The organism is Mesorhizobium sp. M7A.F.Ca.MR.176.00.0.0 (assembly GCF_004023165.1).
In the GTDB taxonomy this organism is placed as follows: domain Bacteria; phylum Pseudomonadota; class Alphaproteobacteria; order Rhizobiales; family Rhizobiaceae; genus Mesorhizobium.
The window spans coordinates 62,025-87,228 of record NZ_RZTC01000011.1; the positions used below are offsets into that span (position 1 = coordinate 62,025).

The 25,204-nt window shown below is 63.7% G+C and carries 25 protein-coding genes and 1 pseudogene (1 of these 26 running past the window's edge); 7 read left to right on the plus strand and 19 right to left on the minus strand.

Translation table 11 applies throughout. The annotated features are described in order from the left end of the window. Position 1 precedes the first annotated feature (1 nt). Genes trbJ through trbB form a run of 5 tightly spaced genes read right to left on the minus strand, consistent with a single transcriptional unit; the run spans position 2 to position 4,867 of the window. Entirely contained in the window at positions 2–760 is a 759-nt protein-coding gene (trbJ, locus tag EOB59_RS06580) for a P-type conjugative transfer protein TrbJ (protein WP_128287982.1), read from the minus strand. After that, positions 757–3,210 carry a conjugal transfer protein TrbE gene (gene trbE, locus EOB59_RS06585; protein WP_128287983.1) on the minus strand — a complete coding sequence of 818 codons (2,454 nt, stop codon included), beginning with the start codon at positions 3,208–3,210 and terminating at the stop codon, positions 757–759. The genes trbJ and trbE overlap by 4 nt, the downstream gene beginning before the upstream one ends. A gap of 14 nt (positions 3,211–3,224) precedes the next feature. After that, complete coding sequence (locus EOB59_RS06590; RefSeq protein WP_164895594.1) at positions 3,225–3,521, minus strand: VirB3 family type IV secretion system protein; 297 nt, start codon at positions 3,519–3,521, stop codon at positions 3,225–3,227. Continuing rightward, a complete protein-coding gene (locus tag EOB59_RS06595) occupies positions 3,521–3,814 on the minus strand; it encodes a TrbC/VirB2 family protein (RefSeq protein WP_245486551.1) in 294 nt (97 codons plus the stop codon). Before EOB59_RS06595 ends, EOB59_RS06590 begins: the two co-directional genes overlap by 1 nt. A gap of 51 nt (positions 3,815–3,865) precedes the next feature. Continuing rightward, complete coding sequence (trbB, locus tag EOB59_RS06600; RefSeq protein ID WP_128287986.1) at positions 3,866–4,867, minus strand: P-type conjugative transfer ATPase TrbB; 1,002 nt, start codon at positions 4,865–4,867, stop codon at positions 3,866–3,868. 398 nt (positions 4,868–5,265) lie between these two features. Here trbB and EOB59_RS06605 point away from each other — a divergent pair, with 398 nt between their 5' ends. Both EOB59_RS06605 and EOB59_RS06610 read left to right on the plus strand, forming a co-directional pair. Further along, positions 5,266–5,850, plus strand: coding sequence for a helix-turn-helix transcriptional regulator (locus EOB59_RS06605; protein ID WP_128287987.1), 585 nt, complete (start codon positions 5,266–5,268; stop codon positions 5,848–5,850). Further along, a complete protein-coding gene (locus EOB59_RS06610) occupies positions 5,843–7,075 on the plus strand; it encodes a HipA domain-containing protein (RefSeq protein ID WP_128287988.1) in 1,233 nt (410 codons plus the stop codon). The genes EOB59_RS06605 and EOB59_RS06610 overlap by 8 nt, the downstream gene beginning before the upstream one ends. A 59-nt stretch (positions 7,076–7,134) precedes the next feature. Here the strand turns inward: EOB59_RS06610 and EOB59_RS06615 are convergent, their stop codons facing one another. The 12 genes and pseudogenes from EOB59_RS06615 to EOB59_RS06670 all read right to left on the minus strand — a co-directional run. Next, positions 7,135–7,590 (minus strand): CopG family transcriptional regulator, encoded by a 456-nt coding sequence (locus tag EOB59_RS06615; protein WP_128287989.1) that lies wholly within the window; start codon positions 7,588–7,590, stop codon positions 7,135–7,137. A gap of 7 nt (positions 7,591–7,597) precedes the next feature. Further along, complete coding sequence (locus EOB59_RS06620; protein ID WP_128287990.1) at positions 7,598–9,589, minus strand: conjugal transfer protein TraG; 1,992 nt, start codon at positions 9,587–9,589, stop codon at positions 7,598–7,600. Between the two features lie 27 nt (positions 9,590–9,616). After that, positions 9,617–11,356: a VirD2 family relaxase/mobilization nuclease gene (locus EOB59_RS06625; protein WP_128287991.1), complete on the minus strand. Its 1,740-nt coding sequence runs from the start codon at positions 11,354–11,356 to the stop codon at positions 9,617–9,619. A 244-nt stretch (positions 11,357–11,600) separates the two neighbouring features. Continuing rightward, the gene (locus EOB59_RS06630; protein ID WP_128288005.1) at positions 11,601–12,374 is read right to left on the minus strand and encodes a lytic transglycosylase domain-containing protein; all 774 of its coding nucleotides are present in this window, start codon (positions 12,372–12,374) and stop codon (positions 11,601–11,603) included. A 3-nt stretch (positions 12,375–12,377) separates the two neighbouring features. Then, on the minus strand, positions 12,378–12,713 hold the full coding sequence (locus EOB59_RS06635; protein WP_128287992.1) for a DUF736 domain-containing protein: 336 nt from the start codon (positions 12,711–12,713) through the stop codon (positions 12,378–12,380). A 67-nt stretch (positions 12,714–12,780) separates the two neighbouring features. After that, positions 12,781–13,326 (minus strand): S26 family signal peptidase, encoded by a 546-nt coding sequence (locus EOB59_RS06640; protein WP_206622032.1) that lies wholly within the window; start codon positions 13,324–13,326, stop codon positions 12,781–12,783. Continuing rightward, positions 13,323–13,844 carry a DUF2840 domain-containing protein gene (locus EOB59_RS06645; RefSeq protein ID WP_128287993.1) on the minus strand — a complete coding sequence of 174 codons (522 nt, stop codon included), beginning with the start codon at positions 13,842–13,844 and terminating at the stop codon, positions 13,323–13,325. Before EOB59_RS06645 ends, EOB59_RS06640 begins: the two co-directional genes overlap by 4 nt. A 232-nt stretch (positions 13,845–14,076) precedes the next feature. Then, positions 14,077–14,373 carry a hypothetical protein gene (locus EOB59_RS06650; protein ID WP_128287994.1) on the minus strand — a complete coding sequence of 99 codons (297 nt, stop codon included), beginning with the start codon at positions 14,371–14,373 and terminating at the stop codon, positions 14,077–14,079. Beyond that, the gene (locus EOB59_RS06655) at positions 14,370–15,530 is read right to left on the minus strand and encodes a replication initiator protein A (protein WP_128287995.1); all 1,161 of its coding nucleotides are present in this window, start codon (positions 15,528–15,530) and stop codon (positions 14,370–14,372) included. Before EOB59_RS06655 ends, EOB59_RS06650 begins: the two co-directional genes overlap by 4 nt. Before the next feature lie 18 nt (positions 15,531–15,548). Then, the gene (locus tag EOB59_RS06660) at positions 15,549–15,830 is read right to left on the minus strand and encodes a helix-turn-helix domain-containing protein (protein ID WP_127327897.1); all 282 of its coding nucleotides are present in this window, start codon (positions 15,828–15,830) and stop codon (positions 15,549–15,551) included. Between the two features lie 141 nt (positions 15,831–15,971). Continuing rightward, on the minus strand, positions 15,972–16,517 hold the full coding sequence (locus EOB59_RS06665) for a DUF2285 domain-containing protein (protein WP_245486550.1): 546 nt from the start codon (positions 16,515–16,517) through the stop codon (positions 15,972–15,974). A 128-nt stretch (positions 16,518–16,645) separates the two neighbouring features. After that, positions 16,646–18,034, minus strand: a pseudogene (locus tag EOB59_RS06670) (ParB/RepB/Spo0J family partition protein); the annotation flags it as partial. On the opposite strand from EOB59_RS06670, the gene EOB59_RS36020 reads away from it, so the two are divergent. Then, positions 17,933–18,151: a hypothetical protein gene (locus tag EOB59_RS36020; protein WP_245486552.1), complete on the plus strand. Its 219-nt coding sequence runs from the start codon at positions 17,933–17,935 to the stop codon at positions 18,149–18,151. The pseudogene EOB59_RS06670 and the gene EOB59_RS36020 sit on opposite strands and share 102 nt — an antisense overlap. Positions 18,152–18,232: 81 nt before the next feature. Here the strand turns inward: EOB59_RS36020 and EOB59_RS06675 are convergent, their stop codons facing one another. Then, positions 18,233–19,198, minus strand: a complete 966-nt coding sequence (locus EOB59_RS06675) for a zincin-like metallopeptidase domain-containing protein (protein WP_128287997.1) — start codon at positions 19,196–19,198, stop codon at positions 18,233–18,235. A 207-nt stretch (positions 19,199–19,405) separates the two neighbouring features. Between EOB59_RS06675 and EOB59_RS06680 the strand changes: the two genes are divergently transcribed. From EOB59_RS06680 to EOB59_RS06695, 4 genes are all read left to right on the plus strand, one after another. Beyond that, positions 19,406–19,660: a hypothetical protein gene (locus tag EOB59_RS06680; protein WP_128287998.1), complete on the plus strand. Its 255-nt coding sequence runs from the start codon at positions 19,406–19,408 to the stop codon at positions 19,658–19,660. A gap of 14 nt (positions 19,661–19,674) precedes the next feature. Continuing rightward, entirely contained in the window at positions 19,675–20,268 is a 594-nt protein-coding gene (locus EOB59_RS06685; RefSeq protein ID WP_127395390.1) for an SOS response-associated peptidase family protein, read from the plus strand. 5 nt (positions 20,269–20,273) lie between these two features. Continuing rightward, a complete protein-coding gene (locus EOB59_RS06690) occupies positions 20,274–20,984 on the plus strand; it encodes a hypothetical protein (protein ID WP_206622033.1) in 711 nt (236 codons plus the stop codon). 141 nt (positions 20,985–21,125) lie between these two features. After that, complete coding sequence (locus tag EOB59_RS06695) at positions 21,126–22,007, plus strand: alpha/beta hydrolase (protein ID WP_128288009.1); 882 nt, start codon at positions 21,126–21,128, stop codon at positions 22,005–22,007. 62 nt (positions 22,008–22,069) lie between these two features. Here EOB59_RS06695 and EOB59_RS06700 read toward each other — a convergent pair. Further along, positions 22,070–25,204, minus strand: part of the annotated coding region (locus EOB59_RS06700; RefSeq protein ID WP_128287999.1) for an error-prone DNA polymerase (this coding region is incomplete at its 5' end). Its footprint extends 18 nt past the window's final position; 3,135 of its 3,153 annotated nt are in view.

The following is a 25,204-nucleotide window of genomic DNA, read 5'->3' on the forward strand; positions in this document are numbered from 1 at the left end:
CTCAGTTCTTGCCATAGAACATCTGCGCACCGCCGGGCTGGTAGCCCGAGCCCTGCGTCAGGAAGCGGCGGCGCTGCTCGCGGCCCTGGTCGGCGGCGGTGGCCTGTTCGGCCGATTGCAACGCCTGCGCCCGACCATTCGCGGCGACGACAGCGGTGAGATCGGCAAGTTGCTGCGCCTGAAGCGCGAAGAGTTGGTTGCCGGCCTGTGTTGCCTGAAGCGCTCCGGTCGCACCCTGGCTCTGCCCGACCAGCGCCGACATCTGACTGCGGTTGGTGTCGATGTTGCCGACGACGCCCGCCTGCACACGCATGGCGTCCTGAAGGCCACCAACCGTGTTGCCCCAGCGCGAGCGCGCCTCAGTGACGAGTTGCTGATCCGAAGCCGACAACGAGACGTTGCCATATTTCTGCTGGAAGGCCTGATCGATCTGCTGGACATCATAGGCAACGTTCTGCGCTTGGCCGAGCAATTGCTGCGTACGCTGCACGGACTGCTGGAGCTGTTGCAGCGAGGAGAACGGCAGACTTGCGAGATTGCGCGCCTGGTTGATGAGCATCTGGGCTTGGTTCTGAAGCGAGGTGATCTGGTTGGTGATCTGCTCGAGCGAGCGCGCCGCCGTCAGGACGTTTTGCGAATAGTTCGACGGATCGAAGACGATCAAGGCGTGTGCCGGCGTCGCCAGCATCGGCGAGAGCGCGGCGGGAGCGACAAGCAGCGCGGCAGCGAGCCGCATGCCAAGGGAACGGCGCAGTTTCATGGGGATTTCTCCTTGTTGGTGAGGACTGGGCTGGTTAGGGCGGGAATGAGTTCAGCCGCCCAGCCGACGCCACGGTGGTTGAGCCAGGCTGCGAGGAAGCCGTCGCGACCATGCTCGGCGACGATGCGGGCGATCGCGGCCTGGTCGGTCTTCGCGGATACTGCGCAGAGCGCGAGCGCTACATCGGACAGCCCAAGCTCGAACAGCCGGTTGCCGCGACGGGACTGGCAGTAGTAGTCGCGCTTCGGCATCGCCCGCGCGATGATCTCGATCTGCCGGTCGTTGAGGCCGAAGCGGCGATAGATCGCCGTGATCTGCGGCTCGATGGCGCGCTCGTTCGGCAGCAGAAGCCGGGTCTGGCAGCTCTCGATGATCGCGGGCGCGATCGCCGAGCCGTCGATATCGCTGAGCGACTGCGTGGCGAAGATGACGCTGGCGTTCTTCTTGCGCAGCGTCTTCAGCCATTCGCGGAGCTGGCCGGCAAAGCCGTCATCGTCCAGCGCAAGCCAACCTTCGTCGATGATCAGGAGGGTTGGTGAGCCATCGAGCCGGTCTTCGATGCGATGGAAGAGGTAGAACAGGACCGCGGGCGCGGCACCTGTTCCGATCAGCCCTTCGATTTCGAATGCCTGGACCGACCCCGATCCGAGATGTTCGCGCTCGGCATCGAGCAACCGGCCGTAGGGACCCCCAACGCAATAGGGGCGCAATGCCTGCTTGAGATCATGTGATTGCAGCAGCACGACCAGACCGGTGATGGTGCGCTCCTCGACGGGGGCGGATGCCAGCGAACTCAACGCCGTCCAGATATGCTCCTTGACCTCAGGTGTGATCGTCACATTCTCGCGCGTCAGGATCGCCACGATCCAGTCGGCAGCCCAGGCGCGCTCGGGGACATCATGAATGCGGGCGAACGGCTGCAGACTGACACTATCGATCGCCCTATCGGAGAGATCGCCGCCGAGATCATGCCAGTCGCCGCCCATGGCGAGTGCGGCCGTGCGGATCGAGCCGCCGAAATCGAAGGCGAATACCTGTGAGCCTGCATAGCGGCGAAACTGCAGCGCCATCAGTGCCAACAGCACCGACTTGCCGGCGCCGGTCGGGCCGACGACCAGCGTATGGCCGACGTCGCCGACGTGAAGCGAAAGCCGGAACGGGGTCGAGCCTTCGGTCTTGCCGAAGAGCAGAGGGGGCGCTGCGAAATGCTCGTCGCGTTCCGGCCCCGCCCACACCGCGGAAAGCGGGATGATGTGGGCGAGATTAAGCGTGGAGATGGGAGGTTGACGGACGTTGGCATAGACATGACCCGGCAGGCTGCCGAGCCAGGCGTCGACGGCGTTGATGGTTTCGATGATCGCTGTGAAATCGCGGCCCTGGATCACCTTTTCGACCCGCCGTAGTTTTTCGCCGGCGATGCCGGGATCGTCGTCCCACACCGTCACCGTCGCGGTGACATAGGCCATGCCGGCATAGTCGGCGCCGAGTTCCTGCAGCGCCATGTCGGCGTCGGCGGCCTTGTTTGCGGCGTCGGTGTCCACGAGCACGGACGCCTCGTTGGTCATCACTTCCTTGAGGATCGCCGCGACTGATTTGCGCTTGGCGAACCATTGACGCCGGATCTTTGTCAGCAGCCTGGTCGCATCGGTCTTGTCGAGCAGGATCGCGCGTGTCGACCAGCGATACGGAAACGCCAGCCGGTTCAGTTCGTCGAGCAGTCCCGGCGTGGTCGCGGTCGGGAAACCCGTGACCGTGAGAATGCGCAGATGCGACGCGCCCAGCCGCGGCTCGAGCCCGCCGGTCAGTGGCTGGTCAGCCAGCATGGCGTCGAGATACATCGGCGTTTCAGGAACGCGGACACGGTGACGATTGGTCGAGACGCAGCCATGCAGGTAAGTCAGCGTCTCGGCGTCATCGAGCCAGCGGCACTCCGGCATGAAGGCTTCGACAAGGCGCAGGACGCGGTCGCTGCGGTCAGTGAACCCGGTCAGCACCGCGTTGGGGTCGAGGCCCTTCTTCTCGCGGCCTTCGTAGAGCCAGCTTTCCGCGCGCGCGGTGTCTTCGGCGGGCGCAAGAAAGGTGAGTGTCAGGAAGTAGCTGGACTCGAAATGCGCGCCGGCCTCCTCGAAGCCCGCCTTTCGCTCAGCATCGACCAGCGTGGAGGCCGCATCCGGAAAGCGGCTGTCGGGATAGCTGGTCGAGGCATGGCGCTGCGCCTCGACGAAGATCGCCCAGCCGGAGCCGAGACGGCGGAAGGCATTGTTGAGGCGGCCGGCGACGGCAACCAGTTCGGCCGGCACCGCGCTGTCGAGATCGGGACCGCGAAAGCGGGCGGTCCGCTGGAAGCTGCCGTCCTTGTTGAGGACGACCCCGGCGCCGACCAAGGCCACCCAGGGCAGGAAGTCGGCGAGCCGGCTGCTACGATTGCGATATTCGGCAAGATTCATCATCGGCGCGACCTCGCTCAGACAGTGAGATGCGCAGGGATGCGCAGGTGCCGGCGAACAACGTCGGCGAAAAGCGGATCTCGCTTGGCGGCCCAGACGGCGGCAACATGGCCGATCGCCCAGATGGCGATGCCGACGAGCCACAGACGCAATCCCAGCCCCACGGCGCCGGCGAGCGTCCCGTTCATGATGGCAATGGCGCGCGGGGCGCCACCGAGCAGGATCGGCTCGGTCAGCGCCCGATGCACGAGGACCGTGAAGCCCGGCACGGCATAGTCGGGCATTGACCCGCTCTGTTCGACACCACCCGCCATCAGACCAGCGCTCCGCCGCCGAACGAGAAGAACGACAGGAAGAAGCTCGACGCAGCGAATGCGATGGACAGGCCGAACACGATCTGGATGAGCCGGCGGAAGCCACCGGACGTGTCGCCGAAGGCGAGCGTCAGGCCGGTAACGATAATGATGATCACCGCCATTATCTTGGCGACCGGCCCCTCGATCGACTGGAGTATCTGTTGCAGCGGTTGTTCCCACGGCATCGACGAGCCGGAGGCATAAGCGGGCGCGGCCATCACCAGGATGAGGGTGGAAACGGAAGCGGTCATGGCAAGACGATGGCGCGCGAGGCGCAGGCGTTGGATCACGGATTTTCTCCTTCAGGGCTTTGGGATGAGCAAGGTCGGCCTGTCGTCCCCATCGAGGACGGCTGGCGCGACCCGGTAATCGCCGTCCGGGCGAATGCCATCGACACGGGCGAGTTCGGACAGCCGGCGCGCGGAGCCGCGCCCGGAAAGGACGGCAACCAGGTCGATCGTCTCGGCGATCAGCGCGCGCGGGACGGTGACGACGGCTTCCTGGATAAGCTGTTCCATCCGTCGCAGCGCGCCAATGGCGCTGCCGGCGTGGATCGTGCCGAGGCCACCGGGGTGGCCGGTGCCCCAGGCCTTGAGCAGTTCGAGCGCCTCGGCTCCGCGCACTTCGCCGACCGGAATGCGGTCGGGGCGCAGGCGCAGCGACGAACGAACGAGATCGGAGAGCGACGCGACGCCGTCCTTCGTTCGCATCGCAACGAGATTCGGCGCGGCGCATTGCAGCTCGCGCGTATCCTCGATGATGACCACGCGATCGGCGGTTTTAGCCACTTCGGCCAACAGCGCATTGATCAGCGTGGTCTTGCCCGTGGATGTACCGCCTGCAACGAGAATGTTGGCGCGGCTGGCAACACCCTGGCGCAGCGCGTCCGCCTGGCGCGCCGACATGGTCCCGGCCGCGACATAGTCGTCAAGGGTAAAGATCGCGACCGCGGGCTTGCGGATCGCGAAGGCGGGCGCCGCGACGACGGGAGGAAGAAGCCCCTCGAACCGCTCCCCCGTCTCGGGCAGCTCGGCCGAGACGCGTGGCGCGCCGGCATGGACTTCGGCACCGACATGATGAGCGACAAGGCGAACGATGCGCTCGCCATCAGCTGCCGACAGGCGCTCTCCCGTGTCGGAGAGCCCCTGCAACAAGCGGTCGATCCACAAACGCCCATCGGGATTGAGCATCACTTCGACGATGCATGGGTCGTCGAGATAGCTTGCGATCGCAGGTCCGAGCGCTGTGCGCAGCATGCGTGCGCCGCGCGCGAGGCCTTCTGAACTGTGCTGCGAAGTCGCCATGCTGTCCCCGTTTCGATCCGGGGCAAGATGAACGCCCCAGAACGGGGATGATTAAGAGAGCCGCATCTCGAGTGGATTGAACAGCTTTGTCGAGGCGTCGTAGCCTAGCGTGCAAATACAGGCGGTCGGCGGTTTGGACCGGCAGCCCGGATTGCGGATTTCGCGCCAGACTTGGTTCCGATGGAGCCGCAGCATCGACTCAACGTCGGTGCCGTGTTGGCGAAGCGACCCCCTCCAAGTCTCTCCTGCAAGGCTCGACAGGCCGGGGAGAACTGATCTATGACAACATATCACCGCAGCACTGCGATATATTTTTACATATCGGTCTTTCCAAAATCCTCAGCAAATGATATATTTACGCATATAAATTTTGAAAGCGATATGTAGAGGCATATCAAATGCTCTATTCGACGGACGAAATTCTCCAAACGCTCCGCAACGCACGCGAGCAAAGCGGGTTGAGCCAACGCGACCTCAGCGCTCGCATTGGCGTTCCGCAAAGCCATATTTCAAAGATTGAAAATGGCGGGACCGACCTCAGGCTTTCGAGCCTGGTTGAGTTCGCACGAGCGCTCGACCACGAACTGGTCCTGGTTCCGCGCAAGGCCTTGGCAGCGGTCGAAGCCGTCGTCAGCAATGCTTACACAACGCTTGACGGCGAAGACCGCCAGCGCTCCGTGGTGTTCAATCGCGCCCAAGCTGCCCTTGCAAGGCTGCAACGCGACCATCCCGACGCTGGCGAATTCAAGCGTCTCGACCAAACGCTGCGCGAGCTTGCAAACTTTCGGTTGGGCAAGACCGATCTCGATACGCTGCGCGCCATCGCCGAAAAGCTGATGAAGCTGCCGGTCGGTGCGGGCGCGACCGCTGCCCTCGAGCGCGCCTCCAAGCAGCTTAGAGCACTGCGCAACAGGATCGCCCACGCGCTCCCCGACACGCCCCGCCCTGCATACCAACTCGACGATGAGAGCGAGGATGCCTGACGTTTTTGTCCTCGACGTTCGCCTCTATGGCGAGAAGATCGCAACACTCACGCTCATTCCGGGCGATCGTACGCTGTTTGCCTTCGACGAGGCCTATATCGACGATCCCGAGCGGCCCACGCTTAGCCTGTCGTTCAAGGACCAGTACGGGCAGCTCCTGACCGAATTCCGACCGTTCAATGTCAGGGTTCCTCCGTTCTTTGCGAACCTCCTGCCGGAAGGGCCACTGCGGGCCTACCTTGCCGAGCGCGCGGGCGTGAGCGAAAAGCGCGAATTCTTCCTGCTTTGGGTTCTCGGCCGCGATCTTCCTGGTGCGCTCACCATCGTGCCGGCGGACGCAGAAGCCTGGCCAGACCTGAGGGACGAGGGCGACGCGGAAGCACGCCGTGCGCGTCGGAGCAATGCCCTGCGATTTTCACTCGCCGGCGTGCAGTTGAAGTTCTCGGCGGTGAGGAACACCGGAAAGGGCGGCGGGCTTACGATCCCCGCCGACGGCGTCGGCGGTTCTTGGATCGTCAAACTGCCCTCACAGCTCTATGAGGGCGTCCCCGAGAATGAATTCTCGATGATGAGTCTCGCGGCCAGGCTCGGCATGGACGTGCCAGAGGTCCAACTCCTCGACGTCGATGCGATCGACGGCCTTCCTGAGGGCATGCGCAGCATGAAGGGCCAGGCACTGGCCATCCGGCGCTTCGACCGCACCGGTGACGGTCCGGTGCATATCGAGGATTTCGCCCAGGTGTTCGGCGTGTGGCCGGACGACAAATACAAGCGGGCAAGCGCACGCAACATTGCGACCGTGCTTGGCGTTGAGGCCGGAGACACTGGTGCCTCCGAGTTCATCCGCCGGCTCGTCTTCAACACGCTGATTGGCAATGCCGACATGCACCTCAAGAACTGGTCGATGATCTATCCCGATCGGCGGACAGCGGCGCTCGCTCCAGCCTACGATTTCGTATCGACAATCCCCTATATGCCGGACGAGTTCGCCGCCATCAAATATGCCCGCACCAAGCGCATGCGCGAGCTCTCCCTTGACGAGCTCCGTTACCTGGCGGCGAAGGCGCATCTAACCGAGAAGCTGGTCGTCGACACGGCGCGCGAAACCGTCACCCGCTTCCGCGACGAGTGGCCCGAGGCGAAGAAGACGCTTCCGGCGGCGCGCGCCGTCGCCGACGCGATAGACACTCACCTGCAAAACCTTGCGCTGATCGCCGAGGCCTGAGCACCGGCCGCGCCGCCGACGAGCTGCCGATCTGCGGCGACGGCGATCCGACCGTCTAATCATTGCCCCGGCACGCCGGTCTTGAGTGTGCCGAAACCGGCGTCGATGTCCTCGCTGATTTCTTGCCTCAGCTTCGGTCCTTTCGCCAGGCGCCGGCCAAGCGCCGTGACGAAGGCATCGTAGCGCTCGCCAGCCTTGGCGTGAGCAGCCTGCGCCGCGGGCTCGGGCAAAGCCGGAGTTGTCGCCAGCCAGAAGCGCACGAAAACGGCGAGCGTTTCAACGGCAATTGCGAGATCGCGCTCATGGCGGGTCATTCGGCGATCGAGCTGGTCTAGCCGCTTGGTGATCGCGGCCTCCTGGCGCTCGGCGGCATCGGGTGAAAGGAAGGATTCGATGGCCGCCTCGGCGACGAGAGACCGTGAAAAATCACGGCGCGCCGCATGTTCGACCAATCGGTTCATCACCCTCGGATCGAGATAGACCGAAAGACGTTGTTTGCGCGGAACCTTTGCCATCGGAGCCTCACATGTCCACGTCGTCATCGGGGTCGAGCGATGCCTGCCGCGCAATGCCTTGCATCAGGCGCGTCAGTCGACGGTTGCGGGCAACATTGTCATCTACGTCGTCGAGGTGATCGATCTCGAACTCGTTCTCGGGCGAAGACTTCACGACCAGCTCGACGCGGCTGAGCTCGGGTTGCCGACGACGCTCGGACTCCGTCGGATCCTCATTCCCGGCGGATGACCCCGACCGCATCGACGTCGCTTCGGCAATTTGGGGACGGAAAGCCAGAGGCAGCTTCGTCCAGTCGTCCGGTTTCCCCTCTGCTGCCGCCATCAGCACCGGCGGCGGCAGGATACGCTCCCGGAAGCGAGCATCCTCATGATAGCGCGCCTTCTTGGCGCGGATCGGCGGCGCACCCGAGACCATGACAATCTCGTCGGTGGCCGGCAGTTGCATCACTTCACCCGGCGTGAGCAGCGGGCGAGCCGTCTCCGAACGGGAGACCATCAGATGACCGAGCCGCGGCGACAGCCGGTGGCCGGCATAGTTCTTCATAGCCCTCATCTCGGTCGCTGTCCCGAGCGCATCGGACACGCGTTTGGCGGTGCGCTCATCGTTGGTGGCAAAGCTTACCCGGACATGACAGTTGTCGAGGATTGAGTTGTTGGCGCCGTACGCCCTCTCGATCTGGTTGAGGGACTGAGCGATCAGGAAACTTTTCAGCCCGTAGCCGGCCATGAAGGCGAGCGCCGACTCGAAAAAGTCGAGGCGGCCAAGCGCCGGGAACTCGTCGAGCATCAACAGCAGCCGGTGCCCTTGCGCCCTCACCTGCAGATCTTCGGTCAAGCGGCGGCCGATCTGATTGAGGATCAGGCGAATGAGCGGCTTGGTCCGGTTGATGTCGGACGGCGGAACGACGAGGTAGAGCGTCGTTGGATGCTTGTCGTCGACAAGATCCGTGATGCGCCAATCGCAGCGTCGCGTGACCTCGGCCACGACAGGATCGCGGTAGAGGCCAAGGAAAGACATGGCGGTGGACAGCACGCCGGAGCGCTCGTTATCAGATTTGTTCAAGAGCTCTCGCGCGGCGCTGGCGATCACCGGGTGCGCACCGGCTTCACCCAGATGCGCCGTTTTCATCATCGCCGACAGCGTCCATTCGATCGGACGCTTTGGATCGGAGAGGAAGCCGGCAACGCCGGCGAGCGTCTTGTCCGGCTCGGCGTAGAGAACATGCAGGATCGCGCCGACCAGAAGGGCATGGCTGGTTTTCTCCCAATGGTTTCGCCTCTCGAGCGAGCCTTCGGGATCGACAAGGATGTCAGCGATGTTTTGAACGTCACGGACTTCCCATTCGCCGCGGCGCACCTCGAGCAGCGGATTGTAGGAGGAGGATTTCGGATTGGTCGGATCGAACAGCAGGACCCGGCCATGCCTGGCGCGGAAGCCCGCGGTGAGCTGCCAGTTCTCGCCCTTGATGTCATGCACGACTGCCGAGCTCGGCCAGGTCAGCAGCGACGGGACGACGAGGCCAACACCCTTGCCCGAACGAGTCGGCGCAAAGCACAGCACGTGCTCCGGTCCGTCGTGGCGCAGATAGGCGCCGTCATATCGACCAAGCACCACGCCATCGGAGCCGAGAAGGCCAGTTGCCTTGACCTCCTGCTTGTCGGCCCAGCGGGCGGAGCCGTAGGTCTCGACCTTCTTGGCCTCGCGAGCCCGCCAGACCGACATGCCTATGGCGACGGCGACGCAGGCGAAACCACCGGAAGCCGCGATAAAGGCACCCTCCACGAAGATCGACGGCGCGTAGGCATCAAAGCCATACCACCACCAGAAGAAGGACGGCGGAAGGTAAAACGGAAAGCCCAGGACATGGAACCATGGCCTGCCGAGCTCGGGCTGGAATGCCAGGCGCCAGGCCACCCATTCCGTGGCGCCCCAGGTCGTGATCAGCACGATCGCCAGGACGGCGAGGACCTGGCCCCAGAGGATCTTGGTGGCGGACATAAAAGCAGTCCTTTCTTCAACATGAGGTTAGAGGCCGAGCCCACGGTTGCGGCCGAAGCTCCAGTCGATGCCGCCTTCATCGCGAGCCACGCCAGAGACGTGGCGGCCAAGGTGCTTTTCCAGGGACGGCGTCCAGGGCACCAGTTGGAACCCGAGGCCGTCATCGATCAGGGCGAAGCGGCCGGAGGCGAGCGTGAAGCGTTGCCGGTAGGAACCGGTGACGTACTCGCCGCCGCGGGCGCGGTTGAAGGGCTGGCCGGTGTCGACCGAGAGCTTTTCGCCGAGCGCCTCCAACTCGCGGCGACGCAGCGTGTCGATCAGGTTGCGGGTGAAGGTTGTGCGTTGGCCATGCCGCTCGCCGAGGCCCTGTTCGACGAGATGGTCGGCGCGGCGCTGCATGGCCAGCCGCACCTCGGCGCCGAAGCCGCCTTCCGACAACGCAATCGGCTCGCGGGCGATATTCTGGCGGTCAAGCCAGGTCGCGCCGGCGGCGGTAACCTGCCGCTCAATATCGAGGTCGGAACGGACAGCGAGTGCTGCGCGCCCGTGCCCCTGCACATCATGGAACCTGCGCAGCTCGACGATCGAACCGGGAGCGCCGTCGCCCGCGGCGTCGAGATCGGACAGCCTGATGTGATGTGTGCGGCCGTCGGTGCCATCGACCACGGCGTAGGCGCTGCCCTTCAGCTCATCATCGAGGCCGCGGTCGACCAGCCGACCCACGATCGGCGTGTCGAGGCGCTCCGCCGCCAGCACATAGTTCTCCGTGCCGCGCTCGATACCCTGTTCTGTCAGCGCGCGGTGCATCCGCTTGATGATGTCGCCGCGTTCGCCAAGCTCGCGCAGCGTTGCCTCAGCCTTGTCGTCGATCATCCACTGGCCCGGGCCGACCTGTTCGGCAAGGCCAAGGGTTTCGAGCTTGCGCATCCGCCCGACCTTCAGCACGTGATACGCGTCGGGCTGGGCGTTCGCGGCGGCGGCCAGGTCGATGACGCCTGTGTCGCGCCCGTCGCGAACAAGCTGCCGGTCAAGCTGGGTCCAGCGTTCGGCTTCGACCTGGCGCTCCAGATTGCGACGGATATCGAGATCGGTGCGGGGGCCGAGCTCCTGGGTGACAAGATCGGCCGCACGGGCGCGCATCCCCTCCTTGATGTAATCGCGTGAGATCACGAGATCCTGGCCGTCATCGGTTTGGCCGCGCAAGATGATGTGAAGGTGCGGGTTGTCGGTGTTCCAGTGATCGACGCCGGTCCAATCGAGCTTCGTGCCGAGGTCCTTTTCCATCTGGCCCATCAGGTCGCGGGCGAAGGCTTTGAGGTCGGCCATGTCGACGGCATCTTCGGGTGAGACGATAAAGCGGAAGTGGTGCCGATCATCGCCACAACGCGCGGCAAAAGCACCGCCATCCATCGCATCGGTTTCCGGCCCGAACAGCCTTGTCTTCTCCCCGTCACGGGTAACGCCTTCGCGGCGCAGATAGGTGAGATGGGCAGCAAGCGGCGCTGCGCGCGCGTGATGGCGCACCAGCCGTGTCTTGATGATCACGGTGCGCGAGCGGCCGGTGAGGAGGCGATTGGCACGCACGCTCGCCGTGCGGCCACGCCCGAAGGTCGAGCGATTGCACGAATTGATCCGGCCGGTGCGAGAGATCCGGGCGCCGGCCTTCTGGGCGGCGGCAAGCGCCTGCGCAATGAAGGGCCTGGCGCGCTGGGCACTGGGCGAGCGGATGCGGCCTGGGCCAATTCGAAGATCGTCCTCGCCAGTCATCTTAGAGATCCCGCACATCGTGCCAAGCCGCGGAAATCACAGGAAAATCGATGTTCTGACGCGGTGCGCCGCTTGCTAGCACCTCGCGGAAGTCCTGCATAAGCTATTGAAACAACACAACCGACCGACGCCGCACCTCGCGGCCTTTTATCTCGCCATCTTCCGGTTGTTCTGCACACCTTCCGCCTCCATCCACGCCACGGTGCGCTGGAACTCGCGGTTGCGCGAAAACGTCCATACGCGCTCATGGCTGGATCCCTTTGCCCGCTCGCGCCACGAAGAGGCCTTCGGACAGCGGCACGATGGCGGAGACCTCGCGCACGGTGGGTGCAGAGCTCGCGTCATTTGGCGGTCGCTCGGCCGTTACGGAGGCGGCAGCTTGGATGCGGTCCGGCTGACCTACGAAGAGCGCGCCGTGCTTCCAGGGAATGGCCTCGACAGATGTGACTGCGAAAGGGCGCATACCCTCGCTTCCGCCGATAAGGGGGGCGAGCGTCTCGACATAGGCGCGGGTCTCGGCCGGTAAAGGACGGCCGGTGAGGTAGGCTTCGTAGCGCGCAGGACCCGCGTTGTAGGCGGCCAGAAACCCCGGCGAGCCGTAGCGATCGTGCAGTTCGCGCAGATACGCCGTTCCTGCCAGGATGTTATCGCGGGGATCGAACGGATCGCGGCCAAGCGACCAGCGGGCGCGCAGATCATCCCATGTGCCGGGCATGATCTGCATCAAGCCGCGGGCGCCGGCGCTGGAGACGGCGCGCGCATCGCCAGCACTCTCCTTGCGCATGACGGCGCGTATCCACGCGATCGGAACGCCGAAGCGCTGCGAGGCTTCGCTGATGTGCGCACCAAAGGGGTCGCGTTGCGACGATCGCGCGATGGCCAAGTCCTGCGCCACTGTCGCCGCCGGCATGACGGTCGCGACGGACAGACCGCAAAGGAGGAGCAGAGCCATGCGCCGGGCAGCGCGAAGCGGCCCGGGCGCACCGCGATGGCTCGTCGACGGACGGCGAGCGCGCATCATTCACTCCTTCTCGCTGCGGTCGCGCGGGCGCGCCCAGTGCAGCGACCAGGACGTCTTGTCGTCGCCATTGCGAAAGAGGTTCGCGCGGATCGGCTGCGCGAACGTCGGGTCGTCGATCTGGATCGAGACATATTCGCCGGCCTTTTGGCTGGATCGTTTCCAGCCGGCGCCGATCTCGGGGCCGTCCTCGCTTCCGGTGTGAACGCGGTAGTCAGGCGCATTCTCCGTTTCGCTCGCCTCTGCCGTTACGATAGCGATATCCAGGTTGAGGCTGAGCGTGTGGATGCGCCCGCTATAGCCAGTCTTCTGGCGCGTGAATTCCCCGATCTGTTGCATGTCAGGCTCCTGTTATCAGTGGTGCGGTGATGATGGCTGGCGGCACGACGCGCCGCCGGTCGCGCGCTCACCGCGTTGGCGCGCGCCATTCGAAGCGGCCGTTGCCGCCCTCGTCCGTCCAAAGTGGGACGGCGCGGCCGATGATCCGGCTGGTGGAGATGAGGCCGAAGTAACGTCCGTCGAGGCTGTCGCGGACCTGCCAGTTCATCAGGAAGACTTCCCCCGTCGAGATGCGGCGGCAGCCCTGCCAGACCGGCAGGTCACGGCCGGCCCGATCACGTTCGAGCGCCACCCCCGCCTTGACGCCGTCGACGGTGATGGTGAGGTTCGAGCGACAGACAATTTGCCCGGAAACGCCAAGGATGTGCTTCAAGAGTGGCACGCCCGCCGGCAGATAGCCGCGATTAGCGAGGAGCGCGGCGAGTGGCTCGGGCGCATCGACGGCCACAAGATCGGTGACCTCGAAGGGTCCGTGGAACTCGATGGTGTAGAAACCGATCGGCGCGCTGGCTGACGCATTCCAGATGAGCTTCGTGGGCATCGAAGCGAGGCCGGGATAGCCGACGCCCATGGTTGCGAGAACGCTAGCGAGAAACATCCCGGCGCGCGTCACGGTTCGGTCCTCTTGCGCAGCAGGAAGGCGCGGTGTTGATCGAGTGTGTAGCTGCGCGGCGCGTGCCCGGCGGTTATCCGGTTGTGGATGTGCCGCCAATGATCGTGCGACACCAACTCAGGCTCGACGTCGAGGCGCTGGATGGCGTCGATCGCCTGCAGCACGCGTTCGACCTTGGGCCAGCTCTCGACCTTCAGAAGGATGTCGCCGCCGGGGCGCACGAAGGGCAGTGTCTGATAGGCTTCGCCAAGTGCGACAGCACGCACGATATCGATGCGTGAGATGATTGTTCCGAAGTCGTTCGCGGCCCAGCGAACGAACGCGAAGACCGCGCCGGGGCGATAGGACAAGATGCGCCGGCGACGATCAACGATTTGTTCCAGAGCGTGGGTACCGAACCGTATCCAGTTCTCTTGTCTCTTCTCGATCCAGGTCAGTTCGACATGAACGAGATCGTCGGGAGCGTGGTGCGTGGCCGGGAACGCGGCACGCATGCGAGGAGCCGCGATGCCAGTCATGAGGGTTCTCCTGATGTTGCGGGAATTCGCGCAAGCATCTCGCGAAGCGTCTCGGCGGCGATGACGTCGTGCTGGACAAGCGGCGATGCGGTCGCGCCCCCGCGGCGTCATGCCGGTGGTCGGGCGCACGACGAAGGCAGACTGATCGACGGTCCCCAACGCGCCGACGGCGGACTTGATCCGCGTATCCGGACCTGACGGCCGCGATGCAAGGCAATGCTTTCGGGACCACTCACTCATCGCGCGATCCCTCGATCTCGCCCGCGGGTGCGGCGGTCTCTCGCGCTGCGGTACTGTCGCCATCGAGTACGAAACGCGCGCCGCTCGGGCCGGCAGACGTATGCTTCGCGGAGACGGGCCAGAAGCTCGGCCAAAGCCAATCCATGGAACGGAGACGGTTGCACTTGAGCAGCACGAGGGCGGCGAGCAGCGCGACAAGATTTCCCTTGCCGGCCAATTCGCCGACGAGGAGGAGCGTCAAAGTCGCCTTGCCGACACGGCTCTTCCGATTGAGGAGCCCGACAATCATCGGATGCCTCCGATGGGCGTATCTAGAGGTGGATTCGGAACTTCGGAGACGCTGGTTGCCGTGTTGCTGCCGTCAGAAAGCGATGGCGCATTCGGGGTCTTGTCGGTGCCTGTGCTGAGTGCGTCGCTGGCCCGTCGGATGAGCCTTTGCACACCACGCGCGCGCGCTTCAAGGTTAGAATCTGGGTTAGAGTCTAAGTTAGACGCGTGATTTCGGTTTTGCTTTCTACAGGTTAGAGCCTGTCTGGGTTCCTGATAGCACGAGCCCGCGGTTCCCGATGGCACGATAGTTCCGGTCCCTGATGGCACGAGGCCGTCCACAGGCCTTCCACAGGAGCCGATCCGCTCGAAGGCGAGCAGCGCCCGGCCGCCAATCTCCACTTCCAGCGCAAGCGTGTAGCCGGGCAGCGGCTGGCGGCGGATGATGTCGCGAAGCTCGAAGGCAAAGCGCTTGTGGGGCGACAGGCTGCCGGATTTCTCGTGAAGGTGACGGAAGTCGAAACGCCAGCCGTCGCGCTGGCGCCCACCATGCTTGCGCACCAGCCTATAGAGCCAGCGCTCGAGACCGCCAGTCAGGTCGAAATAGGCGCGATCGATCGTCAGCACCAGCGCGTCATCGAGGACTGCCTGGTAGAACCAGTCGGGGACGATCAATTCAATCCCCGCGGGTCTGCCATGACGATCGATGCGCTCCTGCCACTCATTGATCCATGAGAAGCGGTGACGCCGGCCTTCGGCCGGCTGACGGATGGTCGTCGAGACGGTGGTTGACTGCAGCCGATCAAGCCCCGCCTTCAGGCGCTGATAGTCGCGCAGGCTCTTGCCGCGGCCGACGAAGGTGAGAATCTCATAGGGCGTTGCGGCCATCAGGCGCGAGGTGCGAAGCCCGGTGTCCCGCGCCTCGACGATCTGGCTCGCGGCCCAGATCAGGATGTCGGCGTCCCAGATGGTCGCCATGCCATGATCGGGTACGGCTTCGACCCGGATCGAGACGTTGCCGGCGGCAAAATCGATCGGGGTGGTGCGATGCGTCTTGGAAAGGGAGAAGAACGGATAGGCCATGAGATCCTGCGCGTCTCGAGGGGCGAAGTCGCCAGGCAGCGCCCGGAAAAGGTCGAGCTGCCCGCGCTCCGAAAGGGATTGGTTTCGCGCCACCATTTGGAAATCCGCGCGCGGTCAGCGTGCGTATCGTCCGCCATGCGCCGGCGGCGTCGTTGTGTGACGCTTGGCCGGCAGGACCGAGCCACGCGGATCGGATGTAGAGGTGACGGCGCCGCGTTCGGCCCAGGCCTGAAGATCATCGACGGCATAGACGACACGGCCGCCGAGCTTTCGGTAGCCAGGACCAGTGCCATAGGTACGGTGCTTTTCGAGGGTGCGGGCGGACAGGCTGAGGAAATCCGCGGCTTCCTTGGTGCGCAGGAAGCGTGGCGGCAAGACGGTGATATCGGGTCGCATGGATCGGGCCTCCGTGGGGTTTTGGACGGCCGCTGGCGTTCAGCGGGGAACGGAGACCACGGTGGCGGAGAGTAGGCTTCGCCGGGGATGGGGAAGTTGAGGGGGGCTAAAACGCCACCCCTCTTTGCGCGGGCAGACCCGCTAGGATCGACGGCGATGACGCAGGATTTGCAAATAACCGCCACCAATCATGCCGGTGGCGCCTTCGACGAGACCGATCACCGCGTCGCGCAGCGCGGAGGTTTTCCAAGGATCAGCGGCGACGCGCTTATACCCGTAAAGAGCCACGGCAATGTCGCGATAGCTCGCGCCATTCGAGCGGCCGTCAGCGGCCTGTATCATCAGCCGGAAGCGGCGGCGTTGCTGCGGGGTCATCCGCGTGTCCGAAGGTGCTGGGCGCCCCTGCCAGGCACGCCAGAAACGGGTAAGGGCTTCGATCCGTCCCAACGTTTCTGCATCCAAGGGAATCAACGCCGCCAAAGGGCCGTGCGGCTCGCTACCGGGCAGAAGGAGAAGTTGAGTGGCGACACCTGCATTATGGACGGTGTGGCGTCCTTCAACGCTATCGCGGCTCGCGCCCACGCCGGTCAACGGCGCCGATCGCAAGGACGACAGGAATTCCGGCGCCGGCACGAGAGAAACCACAGCTGGATCGACGTCAGGCGACCAGAAAACGTCTTGCGCCAAGGCGGACAAATCCGGCGTCGCTGGGAAATCGCAACCCCCACTGCCGCTGTGCCTCAGGGTGGAAGGGGGCTTTTTCGGCTCTTGCGGTCAGAGACTTCCATCGCGACACCCTGTGATCTGTAGCGAGAAAACACATCGCGCACGAGCTTGTGGAGCACGGCAAGGTAGGCGATCGCCGGATCGTTCGCGAGCTTGTCGCGTAGCGCCAGCGTGCGCTCGGCGGTCAGTTCCATGATCAGGCGATCCGGCAAGGGCTTGATGCCATCCTCCTCATCATCCTGCGCCTGAGCTGGCTGGCCGCCGATGGTAATTACCGCCCGCTGGATCGACCCCGCCGTCGCCCTATCGTCGGTTCCCTCGGCCCCGAAGTCACTCTCGCCATCGGGCGCAACGGCAGCTTCGTCCTCCGGCTTCACATAGCCACGCTCGACGAGAAGCGATCCATCGGCGTCAACGCTGAGAAAGACACCCGCTCTTGCAATGTCTTCCGGATCGAAGTGGACTGGGCGCGCCTCCAGCGCACGAATGGCGGCTTCAAGCTCGCCGAACCGCTGGTCGATCTCATCGGGCAACTCGTCCGCCTCTTCGTATTCCGCCTGCAGCTTGTCGAACTCGTCACGCAGCGCCCCGAGCGTTGCCTGCTCCTCGTCGGTCAAGTCAACGGGCGTGCCGTGGAGTTCACGCAAGCCGTTCGCGGCGCCGTAGGGAAAGCTCACCGCGACTTCGATCCACTTCCAGCCCTCATTGGCAATTTCATCAGCCATGAGCTGGAGCTTTTCGGTGACAAGACGGTCGAGCAGCAGCGCGTCTTGGAGCCATCCGCCGTCATCCGACTGGAAGAGGTCCCGCAGCACCTGGCCGCCAGCTGCCTCATAGGCATCGAGCCCAACGAACACGGAACGCTTGTCGGAAGCGCGGACAGTGTTCTCCGTCAACATGCGGCGAATCTGGTATGGCTCTTTCGACCAGCTGTTCTTGATCGCCTCCCACACTTGCTCCTGTCTTGCGTGATCGTCACTGACCGAGAACGCTTCGAGCTGAGCGATCGTCATTCCGGCGTCGGCATAGACATCGAGCAGCGCCGGCGACACGGCGGTCAGCTTGAGGCGCTGCTTGACGATGGTGACGGAGATGAAGAAAGCGGCGGCAATCTCCTCCTCCGACATGCCCTTGTCGCGCATGTCCTTGAACGCGCGATAGGCATCCAATGGATGAAGTGGGGCGCGATCGATGTTCTCGGCCAGCGAAACTTCCTCCGCCAGGACAGCGTTGGTGCCCATCACACAAGGAACGGGTGCGGTCCTGGCAAGCCGCTTCTGGTTCACGAGCATTTCGAGAGCGCGGTAGCGGCGGCCGCCGGCCGGCACCTCGAATATGCCTGTCTCTTCGCCGCCGGCATCGAGCAGGGGACGAACATGGAGGCTCTGGATCAGGCCCCGGCGGGCGATCGAAGCCGCCAGATCCTCGATCGAGACGCCGGCCTTGATGCGCCGGACGTTGCTCTGGGCGAGCACCAACTTGTTGAAGGGGATGTCGCGCGAGGACGACAAGGTGATCTTTTGAACGGCAGTAGCCATGGTGTTTTCTCCGCGACGGACGCCGAGAGCCTCTCTCTCGACCCAAACCCGTCATGAAATACCGGCACCCCTCTCACTCTCCTGCCACCGAACCGGGAAGCCGGCGAAGCGCGGTCCGACTCCGGTTCGGCGTGGCCATCACGCCGCCTCCCGTTTGTCATTCGCTGCTGCTGCCGCGGCCGCTTGCTGATCCACGCCAGGCTGGAAGCCGAGGATGAATTCGGCGGCCTTCGAGGCGGCGCTGGCGGCACGGACAATGGCGCGATTATCCTCGCGAAGGACGGCCAGCCACGAGCCGATGTAGTCGGCATGCCGAACCGTCGGGACGATGGCGAGAGAAGCGCAGACAAAGGCCCCTGCCATCTCAGCCACCAGTTCCTCCCGCGCGTAGGATTTCGAGCCGAAGGAACCGGCCATATCACGGCCGAGGCGGGAGGAATGACCCGACCAATGCCCCAGTTCATGGAACGCGGTACGGTGCCAGTTGATGGGTTCGAAATAGGCGGCTGGCGGCGGGACCTGCACGAAGTCGCTCGCAGGGCTGTAGAAGGCGCGGCTGCCTCCGATCCGAAAATCCGCGCCGGTGGCCCGGATCAGCGCCTCTGCTTGCGGTTCGATCATGCCCGGCGGAGGTGGTGGTGCGACGGCGGCGACGTCCTCCGGAAGGTTCTCGCATTGATCGGCGTTGAAGACTGTGAAGCGTTTGAGGAATGGGACCGGCTGTGCTTCGTGCCCGCTCTCGCGGGCTCGGTTGCGCTCATCGTCGGGCACGAAGCGGTCGGCATAGACGATGGTCGTGCCATGTTCTCCGTTCCTGACGTTGCCGCCGAGCCCGAGCGCCTGGCGGAATGTCAGCCAGCTCTGTCCGGTGAAACCGTGCTCGATGACCGCGCCCCACAGGATCAGAATGTTGATGCCGGAGTAGCGACGGTGGGTCGACGCGTTTTCCGGCATGGCGAGCGGCGCCTTTGCCGCCGCCGTGCCCCAGGGCTGCACCCATGGAATGCGTCCGGCTTCCAACTCGGCGATGATCTTGTCGGTGATTTCCGTATAGAGGCCTGGCCGGTCGTTGCCGGAACGGGCGCTAGCGGTGTTTCTGGGCATCGCGGTTCTCCGCGACGGGCGCCAGGAGCCTCTCTCCCGACCTTCAACCCGTCACGGCAACCCGGTCTGCACTCTCACTCTCATCGACCCGTCTCGGTACCCAGCGGCGGCAGGAAGTAGCATCGGCGTGGCCGATCTCACGTCAGGCATGGAAGCCCGTAGGGTGAAGACCGTCGCAAATTGGTGCCCACATTATGGCGCGTGCGCTTGGCTTTGGCGTCGACCGGCCCAGCATGCCGCGTGTTGCCAAGTGGTAAGGACGGCCAGGCGCTGGGCGCCGCTTTCCGCAGATGGTCTGATGAGCCTGACCTTGAGCGCATCATTGTGAGCCACGGCGATGTCAGCACCGACAATCCGCGCGATGCTCAAGCAGATCGCGAGATTTCGGGCATAGCGGAAAATCTCGCGATGGTGGCGCCGCAGCCAAGCCGCGTTATTTGTTATAAGTCATCAACTGACTGAAAGCGTGGGCAGCCGTGTGCAACGACTATGAGCAGCATATCGCCTGGGCCGAATATTGCAGGATGATGCAATTGCTGGCGCTCGACATTCCCACCCAGCAAACGGAACTGGATTTGCCGCAGGCGGATGACATCCGCATCAGTGATCCCGCCCCGATCATGCGCGCCGTCGGCGACACGATCGAACTCACGCGCATGACCTTTGCCTTTCCGCCCTCCGGGCCCAAAGGCGGGCCGATCTTCAACTTCCGCTCGGAAGGACGGAGCTTCTCCAACAGCAAGCGCTGCCTTATTCCGGCGTCGGCTTTCTTCGAATTCACCGGAAAGAAGTCTCCAAAGGCTAAGCATCGCTTCACACTCAACGGCGCCTCGTTCATGGCGATCGCCGGCCTGTGGCGCGATGGCGAAGGCAACAAGCCACCGACATTCGCTATGCTGACGACGGAACCCGGCCCGGACGTGGCGCCCATCCACAATCGCCAGATTGTGGTTCTGCGCCCGGACGATTGGGCGGCATGGATCTACCTCACGAAACCCGAGGTGGAGCTGTTGAAGGCCCTGCCGGCCGGGTCGCTGGCGGTAGAAACCGTGCGACAAGGAAGCGACTAGCTCAGATGCCGGTGCGTTTTGCGCAAACACGGAAGATTCTTGGCGGCATCGCTTCGGCAATTGCGGCCCCTCGGGATCGCGGCTCTCGCCAAAGCGTCAGCACCTCGTTGTCACTGATTGCCGAGTGGCCACTTCCGCCATCAGCGACGCTTGGCTCGTCGGTGCGCATGAAAGGTATCGAGCGTGAAATACGTGCCCGCCTGCCATGGGCGGTGAGGAAGTACGTCAAAGCCGAGACTGGTCGCATAGCCTTGCGGATGCGCGAAGACGATGCCGAAGAGTTCGAGGCCGCCTCGAACAAGATCGCCAAGATCCTGGAAACCATCGAAGTACTCCCGGTCCTGCCGCGCGAGGCCGAGGACATCCTCACAATTTCTTCGCGTGAGCGTCACAAGTGGCTGAAAGACGGACGGCTGCAAAGCATTGGCACCCGCACCGTGAAGATGCGCGGTCGATCCAAGGCCGTCACCTTCCACGTGTTCGATCCCAAGCACATCGAGGACATCCTTGATCGTGATCTGCCAAGCCTTTGGCGCGAAGAAGACGCGCAGCAAGTTACGGAGAACAGGCGACGTGGCGCCGGCAAGGCTGCCCTGACGCGGGCGGGAAAGGGTAGCGAGAAGGTTCGCGGTTCCGGGAATAACCCCAGAGATGACGATCCCCGGCCTAAGTTGAAGGGCTGGGACGCGTTCGACGACGAGGGCCTGCTCCGTTAGATCCGCCTTGTAGCCATTCGCGCGTCCAGAATGGACCCTGAGGGAAAGCTAACCGGGAGAAACGATTTGCAGTCGCGATTTGCCCCGAACCATTCCATGCTCAAGGAGTTCTTAAAGCCGACAACAGCCCGTTTCCTGAGGATGGCCGATGTTCGAAAACTTCCGCTTGAAATGGCGGAAACCGAGGGCGGGCCGATAAGGCTTCGGCATGGCGGATCTGGGCCGCCTCTGCTTCTGATCCATGGCCATCCTCGCGCGCATATGACGTGGGGCCAGGTCGCGGACTTGCTGTCAGCAGATTTCAGGATCGTGTGCCCCGACCTTCCGGGCTTCGGTCGCTCCTACGCACCGGCCGATGACCCCGAGAGCAGGTTCTCGTCCAAGCGGGCAAAGGCTTCGGCGCTGGTGGAGGTGATGGAAAGGTTGGGCCACCACGCTTTCTTCGTCGCCGGGCATGATCGTGGAAGTCTGGTCGCTTTCAGAATGGCGATGGACCATCCCGACCTGGTGCGAAAGCTGATTGCCGTGGATGGGTTGCCAGTTATCGAGCATCTGGAACGGGCCGACTGGAACTTTGCCCGCGATTGGTACCACTGGTTCTTCTTTGCTCAACCCGAGAAGCCGGAACGCGCCATCCTGGCAGACCCGATGGCATGGTATAGTGACTTGCGGCCAGATGAGATGGGACACGATGCCTATGACGAATTGGTTTCATTCATCCACGATCCCGCCATCGTCCATGGCATGGTCGAAGACTACCGCGCTGGCATAAGGATCGACCATCGCCACGACCGCGAAGATCGAGAGGCCGGCAGGAAGGTGCGCTGTCCGATGCTCTGTCTTTGGTCAATCGACGATGATTTGGAACAGATTTATGGCGATCCGGTTGCCATCTGGAAGCACTGGGCCGACGACGTGGGGGGCTACGGAATCAGGAGCGGGCACCATGTCGCCGAAGAAAATCCCGCCGCTCTCGCAGCAGCGTTCAAGGCCTTTCTGAAAAATGACAGAAGCACCGATTGAGCGATCGCTCATGTGTATCGACGAACCCAGCCATTGTTCGGCAGACCCGTTCTTGCACCGCGCTATTTGAAATCCCGTGTCTTCACCTTGATCTGGTCGATGTGCAGATGGGGATCGATAACGTTCCGGGGCCTCGGCCCCTTCGGCATGCCGCGCGGATCGGGCGTCGGGCTGCCATGATGGAATTCGTCGCCGCGCCCATGCGGCAGGGGAAAGGCAGACTCCCGATCGCCGACGCAGGCCAGCTCGCCTGAGAGATCGCTCAGCCGATGAGCGACGAGATGGACCACCTCGCCTTCCCTTTGGATGCGACCATAAACGCCAATCATGCCGGCGCCGAGCACGACCCGACGATATTTTTCGAAGACCTTGACCCACACCACCAGATTGGCGATGCCGGTCTCATCCTCGATCGTGATGAACATGACGCCCTTGGCCGAGCCAGGTCGTTGGCGGACCAGCACGAGGCCAGCCGCCTCCAGCCAGTGTCCGTCGCGCGCCTGCATGGCCTCACGACACGAGACGATGCGCTTGCGCCCCAGGTCGGCGCGCAGGAAGGAAACAGGATGGTCGCGCAGGGTCAGTCCAACATGTCCATAGTCCTCGACCACTTCGCCGCCGGCGGTCATCGCACGCAGCGCGACAAGGGGCTCCTGGATCTCCGATACCGTCCGCTGCTCGCGGCCGGAAGCCGCGGCAAACAGTGGCAGCGGTTCGTCGCGCAGTGCCTTGATCGCCCACAGGGCCTCACGCCTCGCCAGCAATAGGGATGGTTGGAAAGCGTCAGCCTGGGCAAGTTCAACCAGAGAGGCAGCAGGAACACCGGCACGGTGCCGGAGGTCATCCACCGACGCAAAGGGCTGGTCTGCGCGTGCGATGACGATGGTCGCAGCATCGGCGTTGGCAAGACCCCGGACCATGCGCAGACCAAGCCGGACAGCGAACCGACCGTCATCGGCGGTGGGCTCGAGCGTGCAATCCCAACGCGACGCGTTGATGCAGACAGGGCGCACCTCGACACCATGGTCACGTGCATCGCGAACGATCTGCGCCGGCGCGTAGAAGCCCATCGGCTGAGCATTGAGAAGAGCGGCGCAGAAGACATCGGGGTGATGGCATTTCATCCAGGACGAGGCGTAGGCGATCAGGGCGAAGCTGGCGGCATGGCTTTCGGGAAAGCCATAGCTGCCAAAGCCTTCGAGCTGCTTGAAGGTCTTTTCGGCGAACTCGCGCTCGTAGCCGTTCTTCACCATGCCGCCGATCAGCTTGGCGCCGAAGCTGGAAACGCCACCGGTGTGCTTGAAGGTCGCCATGGCGCGGCGCAGTTGATCCGCTTCGCCTGGCGTGAAGCCGGCGCATTCAATCGCCACCCGCATCGCCTGCTCCTGGAATAGCGGCACGCCCAGCGTCTTTCCAAGCACCTTTTCGAGCTCAGGCTTGGGATAGACGACGTCTTCCTTGCCTTCGCGCCGGCGCAGATAGGGGTGCACCATGTCGCCCTGGATCGGGCCTGGCCGAACAATCGCAACCTCGATGACAAGATCGTAGAAAGTACGCGGTTTGATGCGCGGCAGCATCGACATCTGGGCGCGGGATTCGATCTGGAAGGTGCCGAGCGTGTCGGCCTTGCGGATCATTGCATAGGTGCGTGGATCCTCGGCAGGGATCGTCGCGAGATCGAGAGTGATGCCCTTGTGCTCGGCCAGCAGATCGAAACCGCGCTTCATGCAGGACAGCATGCCGAGCGCCAGCACGTCCACCTTCATGAACTTCAACGCGTCGATGTCGTCCTTGTCCCATTCGATAACCTGACGATCCTTCATCGCGGCTGGCTCGATCGGCACCAGATCGTCGAGCCTGTCGCGAGTCAGGACGAAGCCGCCCGGATGTTGCGACAAATGCCGCGGCGCGCCGATCAACTGCCTGGCCAAGTCCAGCGCCAGACGCAGGCGACGGTCGCCGAGATTGAGGTTCAGTTCCTCGGCATGTTTCGGCTGGACGCCTTCGTCCGACCAGCCCCACACTTGCGAGGACAGCATCTTGATGAGGTCTTCGGGCAGTCCAAGCGCCTTGCCGACATCGCGCAAGGCGCCCTTCGAGCGATAGCGGATGACCGTCGAGCAGAGCGCGGCGTGTTCGCGGCCATAGGTTTCGAACACCCATTGCATGACGATTTCCCGACGCTCATGCTCGAAGTCGACATCGATGTCAGGCGGCTCACGCCGCTCCTCCGAGACGAAGCGTTCGAACAGCAGGTCATTGCGGTCGGGATCGATCGAGGTGATGCCGAGCACATAGCAGACGGCGCTGTTGGCTGCTGATCCCCTGCCCTGGCAGAGAATGCCCTGGCTGCGGGCAAAGCGAACGATCGAGTTGACCGTCAGAAAATACGGCGCGTATTGCAGCTTCTCAATGAGCTGCAACTCGTGCCTGAGCGTGCCAACGACCTTGTCCGGCACGCCCTCGGGAAAGCGCTCCGTCGCGCCCTCCCAGGTGAGTTTCTCCAGAGCTTGCTGCGGTGTCAGACCCGGCAGCATCCGCTCCTCGGGATATTGATAGGCAAGCTCGTCCAATGAGAACCGGCAGCGCTCGGCGATCTCGATCGTCCGCGCTAGCGCTTCGGGATAGCGGCTGAACAGCCGTGCCATTTCATCGGGCCGCTTCAGGTAGCGGTCGGCGTGCCGCTCGCGCCGAAACCCGGCATCATCGATTGTCACATTGTGCCGGATGCAGGTGACGACGTCCTGCAGGATGCGCCGTGACGGTTCGTGGAACAGGACATCATTGGTGACAACCGTTGGCACGTTGGCCTGTCCGGCAAGATTGGCCAGATCGTGCAGCCGCAGCGCCTCGTTGGGACGGCGCCGCAACGTCAGCGCCATATAGGCGCGATCGCCAAATGCGTCGCGCAGCCGGCGCCGCCAGAGTGGGCATGTGTCATCTGCCTGGTCGGGCACGAGCACTGCAAGGAGGCCCTCGCCATAGGCGACAACGTCAGCCCAATGAAGCACGCATTTTGCCTTGCCGCCACGCTTCTTGCCCAGCGACAGCAAGCGGCACAGCCGCGAGTAGGCCGGGCGATCGGTCGGGTAGACCAGGATGGAAATCTCTTCCACCAGATCCAGCCGGCAGCCGACGATCAGCCTGACGCCGGTTGCCTTTGCAGCCTCGTGGGCGCGGACAATGCCGGCCAGACT